Origin of the sequence: Parapedobacter deserti, from assembly GCF_042646065.1 — a bacterium.
Lineage (GTDB): Bacteria > Bacteroidota > Bacteroidia > Sphingobacteriales > Sphingobacteriaceae > Parapedobacter > Parapedobacter deserti.
Genome location: NZ_JBHRTA010000012.1, coordinates 1 through 6,152 on the forward strand (window position 1 = coordinate 1; position 6,152 = coordinate 6,152).

Sequence of the window (6,152 nt, forward strand, 5' to 3'; positions counted from 1 at the left end):
AACCAGTGGGAGGATCGGAACGCGGCCGGTACGGCCTACACGAGCCGTTCGTGGCCGGCCACGGGGATGACGGTGCTTACCGAGCAGTTCTATGACGACTACAACATTGCGGGCCTTCCGGCAGCCTACAGGCGCACGGACTACAGCACGATGACCAGGGGGTTGCCGACGGTGTCTCGGGTGCAGGTGCTGGGCACGTCGCAGTACCTGTGGAGCGCGGTGTACTACGATGACCGCGGCAACGCGGTACGGGAGGTCAGGCAGCACTACCGGGGGGGCACGGCCGCGGCGAATAACTATGACGACATCGCCACGGAGTACAGCTTCACGCGGCAGNCACGTACGACCACCGTGGGCGTCCGGTGGATACCTGGAAGCGGCTGAACACGGGTACGCGCACGCTTGTATCGCGCAACGTTTACAACGAGGTTGGCCAGTTGCGGACCAAGCAGCTGCACAGCACGGACGGGAGCACGTTTGCCGAGTCGGTCAATTACAGCTACAACGCGCGCGGGTGGCTTAAGGGTACGGTGTCGCCGAAGTTCCAGCAGACGCTGCTCTACGAGGACACCTCGGCGGCTGCTTTCCGGCAGTACAACGGAAACATCAGCCGGCAGAGCTGGCGGCACGGCACGGGTGCAGTCCAGGGGTACAGCTACACGTACGACCGGCAGAACCGGCTGCTTACGGGTCTTTCCGGGAGCTTCGGGGAGACGGTCACGTATGACCGTTCGGGGAACATCGCGACGCTGAAGCGTGATGCGGGTGCGGTGTGGACGTACGGATACACGGCCGCGGAGGGCAACCGGCTGCAGACCATTACGGGGGGCAGCGCAACGTACCAGTACGATGCCAACGGGAACATGACGCTGGACGGGCGGGTGAACCGGTCGGTTACGTACAACGAGCTGAACCTTCCCCGGGCGGTTGGGGGTACGTCGGCGACCTACACGTACGATGCCACGGGCCGGAAGCTGCGTTCGGTGGTTGGTAGCATCACCACGGATTACATCGACGGCATCGAGTGGGAGGGCAGTGCATTGAACGCCATCCACATGGAGGAGGGGCGTATACTTCCCTCGGGCATCTACGACTATGTGCTGCGCGACCACCTGGGCAACACGCGGAGCGGCTTCTCTTCAAACGCCACGGGTACGGCCAAGTTCGTGGGGGACTACCGTCCTTTCGGTACGGTGTACAACCAGGGCAGCATACCTTCGCCGAAAAACCGTTATCTTTACAACGGGAAGGAGCTGCAGGACGGTTCCGGGTATTACGATTACGGCGCACGGTTCTATGACCCGGTGATCGGGAGGTGGGGTAGTGTTGACCCGCTGGCCGAGCAGGGGAGGCGATGGAGCCCATACAACTACGGATTTAATAACCCTGTCAGATTTATTGACCCGGACGGAAGATGGGCAATGTCTTTAGACCTTGAAGTGGAGAAGCAAGACGATGACACGTACAAGGTAGTTGGAGGTACTGCCAATGCGGACAAGAATATCTACGTGATGGAAAATGGAAAACGTACAGGTGAAATAGTAGGAGAAATGCTCACCGAATATTCCTTCCATTACGAGGATGGCAGTGCGGTGGTTGGTGCAACTATTAATCTCAATGACCGATCCGGACAGAATTTTATAGACAATGAAATCCTTGCAGAAAGCCTTGGTCTATTCCATTACATGAAAAATGCCACAGGGGGTGAAACATATGATTTCAAAACACGAGATATGCCCGGAGGATTAACCCGGGAAGAAAGAGGTCAATACACTTATAGGGGAATGTCATTTAATGGTAAGGTAGCATCAGCAAGGGATATTGGGAATTACGCAGCTGGTTACATTGCAGGATCATATGGATTTGGATGGGGAGCTTCCCGAGTTGCCTTTGATGCGTTGGAAAGCTATCAAAAAGGAGGTTTTGCCACAGAAGGGCGACCGACACAACGGGCACAGCGTTCAGGGCATAATGTAGGCTATCCGATTTTCCAGCAAAAACAATTTGAAAGAGAATGGAAAAAAGCAACAAGTCCGTGGCCAACAGGGCCAAAATGGTAAAGGTGTTACTTAAAACAACAGGTGTTATACTGTTTTTAATGGTGGCATTATTGGTTTGGTTTGACCAGTCTCGTTCATTTTACTGTCTATCGGAAAATAAATGTGTTACGGTATGGAAACGCCTTGGCAACAAATGCTACATTGTTCCCGGCAAGTATTATGGAATATTCAAGCCTTCTGATAATTATATAAAAACGACTAACACTGGATACGTAGATGTTATTTTTCTTAACGACATAAGCTTGCTTGTCGATATTGAAGATAACGCAAAGATTATACGTCATCCTGGCAAGAATTTGATAGAACTGTACAGTAATAATAAAGCTGTAAATGATAGTCTATATACCTATTTTGATGGTAAATATCATAAGTATAAAAACGAGGTTGAGTACATAAGCATTGATATTAAGGAAAACTATGCTATCAATAAGGCAGGTAGGAAGTTAAGGTAATCGGCCAAGGAATTACAGCACAGCTTAATTAACACGATTACGGCGCACGGTTTTACGATCCCGTTATTGTGCGTTTTGGCACGATAGATAGGTTTGCAGAGAAGTACTATGATTTAACTCCGTATCAATACGGTGCGAATAATCCTATGCGTTATATTGATATAAATGGCGATAGCATAAGTGTTGCTGAGATGTATCGAGAACAATTCGCCAAAGACCTCAATAATGTATCCGCCCGACCAACTGCATATTTTTTGAGTAATTGATCGTCTTTAGCTTTACGCCCAAAATAATATATTTATGAAAGAGCGTAGAGATTACATGTTTACCCTTGTTGGCCAGTGGCGTGAGAGTGGTTTGACCCGGCAGGAGTTCTGCCTGCAGCATGGCATCACCCTAGGCAAGTTCAGTTATTGGATCAGTCGCTGGAAGGAGGATCAATCCGCCGGGGATAGCGGTTTTATTCCGATGGTTTCGCCCAGGGCGGCAGGTCATCCTGTCTTATCGGTTATCTATCCCAACGGTGTGCGGTTGGAAGTGCCTTCGGCGGACCTTGGACTATTGTCCAGGCTGATTGCCCTTGCCTGATGTTTTCGCTGGGTTCCTCGCACCGTTATTACCTGTACGGCGGCCATTGCGATATGAGGAAAAGTTTTGACGGGCTTTGCGGGCTGGTGTCCTCGGGTTTGTGCCGTGGGGCCACAGGCGGTGATGTGTTCGTTTTCCTGAACCGGCGCCGAACGCACATGAAGCTTTTGCACTGGGAGCATGGCGGGTTCGTGCTGTATTACAAAAGGCTGGAGGGCGGCACCTTCCCGCTGCCCAGAACCAGTTCGCCGGGCGGGGAGATCGACTGGAGCGAGCTGGTGCTGATGGTGGAAGGAATCGTTGTGGAAAAGAGCCGCAGACGGCATCGGTTTTCACTAAAAAAAGTGGTCTAAAGCGATCAAAAACATCGTTTTTTGCTTGCGTAAACCACTGGTTATTTGTATTTTTATGCCATGCAAACGGCACTGGGAAACCTGTCAAAAAAAGACCTTTTAGCGATGGTTTCCGACCGTGACCGGGCCCTGGCCGAGCGCGATGAAAAGATAGATTACCTGGAATCGCAGCTGGCCATGTACAGGCGGATGCAGTTCGGCCAGAAGCGCGAACGCTTTGAAGGTGACCCTAACCAGACATCCCTGCCATTCGATGCGGAACCCGCCGCGGCAGAGCAGCAGGGAGAGGAAATAAAAGAAAAGATTGAATACGTCCGCAAACGCCCCAACCACAAAGGGCGCGCGAAACTTCCTGAGCACTTACCGGTAGAAGAAATCGAGATCCACCCGGAGGGTGACCTCTCGGATATGGTCTGTATCGGCAAAGAAATCACCGAAGAACTGGAATGCGAGCCGGCAAAGTTCTATATCAAACGGTATATCCGCTATAAATATGCTGCTAAAAGCTGTGATGGGGTGAAAATCGGCGAGCTTCCCGAGCGGGTGATCGACAAGGGCATCCCCGGGGCCGGCCTTCTGGCCATGATCCTGACCGATAAATACGTGGACCACCTGCCGCTCTACAGACAGAAACAGCGCTTGGCAAGGGAAAACATCCGGATACCTTCCTCCACGATCGAGGGCTGGACAAAAGAGGCGCTCATCAAACTCCACCCGCTTTATGAGCAACTCGTCTTCGACACCAAAGCCAAAGGTTATCTTCAGGTGGATGAGACCCCGATCAGGGTACTGGACAGCGAAAAAAAGGGGCTGCCCACCAGGGATACTATTGGGTATACCATGCCCCGTTGGATGGAACGGTATTGTTTGACTATAGCCCTACCCGGGGAAGCAGCGCACCGTTGCCCGTACTGGGGAGCTTCCGGGGATACTTGCAGACCGACGGGTATGCCGTATGCGGGAAATACGCGCGGAGCAAAAACGTGGTCCACCTGGCCTGCTGGGCGCATGCAAGAAGAGAGTTCGAGCGCGCCTTGGATAATGACCGGCCCAGGGCCGAAAAAGCCCTGCTCATGATCCAGCGGCTCTATGCGGTTGAAAGGCGGGCCCGGGAAGAAAAACTGGCCGCCGAACAGATCAAGGAACTGCGGCTGACCGAGTCGCTACCGGTAATCAACGGGCTGGGGAAATGGATCTTTGAAGAGATAAAAACCACCCTGCCCAAAAGTCAGATCGGCAAAGCGATGGCCTATGCTTACGCCAGATGGGATGGGCTGTCGGCTTACCTGTATGACGGGAACCTGCAGATAGATAATAATCTATGCGAAAATGCGCTTCGCCCATGCTGTTTAGGTCGAAAGAACTACCTCTTCGCCGGAAGCCATGAAGCCGCCCAGCGGGCCGCCATGATCTATTCCTTCTTCGCCATCTGCAAAAAACACGAAGTGAATCCCTTCCAGTGGCTGAAATACACGCTGGAAAACATCATGACCATAAACCACAAGAACCTGAAAGACTTGTATCCGCAGAATTATAAAAGAAAACTGCAGGAATCAAATATGTAGTTCATAGGGCGGATACTCAATAATGCGTTTGGCGATAAGGCAAATTCACTGACATTTAATTCGGCCGGAAAACTCACTCTTGATGGGAAAGCAAAAGACTTCGTTAAAGGAATGTCAAAGGAACAAAAAGAGTTATTTAAAGGATTTAATAAACTAATGAACAGTAAAGAAACAGTATCTGTTGCTTACGAAAACAGTTACGAATTAAATGTTGGAGGAAAAATTCTGTCTGTGGATGTTGTTCAAGAATTTGGAGGCGGGCTGTACTCGAAAAACGACAATATTATTATTGTAGCACCCGATGTCGGTTCTGTTGACGTGACTCTAGATGTATTGCCTTTTTCTAATCAGGTCGTCAACCAAAATACCACATCTACACTTTTTCATGAGATAGGTGAGGCAAACACGACGAATCTTCAATTTCGAGGCGATGTGATTAAATATGAAAATCATGTACGTAAAATAATTGGACTTCCGATTCGCCCTACTGATTTAAATCATAGTAATACGATTCCTACACAATACAAAAAACCATGAGAGGAAAAACGCTATTTGCATTTATATTATTGGTTGTTATTTCTCATAGTTGTCGTCCGCAACGAGATGTTGCAGGTTATGATCAATACCGTTTGTATAAAAAGCTTATTTATATAGACAATATTCTACAGGATCTCATACCCTTAAAAGTAAATGAGTTTTACTACTCGTTGTTGAAAGACAAAGACTTGTCAAAGAAATATCAGGAATATGACACGATCAGAAGAGAACATAACATTTATGTTTTTACTAAAAAAGCAAAGGATGGATATTTAAATGTCAATAAAGGTTTAATGACATTTATTGCTTCTAATGACTCAAACGAAGTGGAAGTTAAATCAATACGCTATATTATAGATGATGAGGCAATAATAAAGGAAGAGAATATTGCTAAGTTGTTGGCTTTGGAAAAACGGAAGATCAAGAATGTTATTTATGACTTTTCTAATGAAACTGATCTCTTGTCGGTCAAGATAATTACGAGATAGGTACGATTACGGCGCGAGGCTGTATGATTTTGTAGTCGGGAAAAGCGTGGATCCATTGGCGGAGCGTTCGACAATGTGTCGCCCTACAATTACGGGATGAACAATCCGA

General features: G+C 49.1%; 6 protein-coding genes and 2 pseudogenes. All 8 read left to right on the forward strand.

Annotated elements, in window-relative coordinates:
* Positions 1 to 362 precede the first annotated feature (362 nt).
* The 8 genes and pseudogenes from ACFOET_RS05480 to ACFOET_RS05515 all read left to right on the forward strand — a co-directional run bounded on the left by ACFOET_RS05480 (position 363) and on the right by ACFOET_RS05515 (position 6,043).
* Entirely contained in the window at positions 363 to 2,060 is a 1,698-nt protein-coding gene (locus ACFOET_RS05480; protein WP_379020393.1) for an RHS repeat-associated core domain-containing protein, read from the forward strand.
* Complete coding sequence (locus ACFOET_RS05485) at positions 2,015 to 2,512, forward strand: hypothetical protein (RefSeq protein ID WP_379020395.1); 498 nt, start codon at positions 2,015 to 2,017, stop codon at positions 2,510 to 2,512. Before ACFOET_RS05480 ends, ACFOET_RS05485 begins: the two co-directional genes overlap by 46 nt.
* A 44-nt stretch (positions 2,513 to 2,556) precedes the next feature.
* Positions 2,557 to 2,778 (forward strand): annotated as a pseudogene (locus ACFOET_RS05490) (hypothetical protein); the annotation flags it as partial.
* Between the two features lie 34 nt (positions 2,779 to 2,812).
* The gene (gene tnpA / locus ACFOET_RS05495) at positions 2,813 to 3,100 is read left to right on the forward strand and encodes an IS66 family insertion sequence element accessory protein TnpA (protein ID WP_379010940.1); all 288 of its coding nucleotides are present in this window, start codon (positions 2,813 to 2,815) and stop codon (positions 3,098 to 3,100) included.
* The gene (gene tnpB / locus ACFOET_RS05500; RefSeq protein WP_379020397.1) at positions 3,100 to 3,453 is read left to right on the forward strand and encodes an IS66 family insertion sequence element accessory protein TnpB; all 354 of its coding nucleotides are present in this window, start codon (positions 3,100 to 3,102) and stop codon (positions 3,451 to 3,453) included. Before tnpA ends, tnpB begins: the two co-directional genes overlap by 1 nt.
* 60 nt (positions 3,454 to 3,513) lie before the next feature.
* Positions 3,514 to 5,018: pseudogene (tnpC, locus tag ACFOET_RS05505) on the forward strand (IS66 family transposase).
* A 111-nt stretch (positions 5,019 to 5,129) separates the two neighbouring features.
* Positions 5,130 to 5,555 (forward strand): hypothetical protein, encoded by a 426-nt coding sequence (locus ACFOET_RS05510; RefSeq protein WP_379020399.1) that lies wholly within the window; start codon positions 5,130 to 5,132, stop codon positions 5,553 to 5,555.
* Positions 5,552 to 6,043 carry a hypothetical protein gene (locus tag ACFOET_RS05515; protein ID WP_379020401.1) on the forward strand — a complete coding sequence of 164 codons (492 nt, stop codon included), beginning with the start codon at positions 5,552 to 5,554 and terminating at the stop codon, positions 6,041 to 6,043. The genes ACFOET_RS05510 and ACFOET_RS05515 overlap by 4 nt, the downstream gene beginning before the upstream one ends.
* Positions 6,044 to 6,152 lie beyond the last annotated feature (109 nt).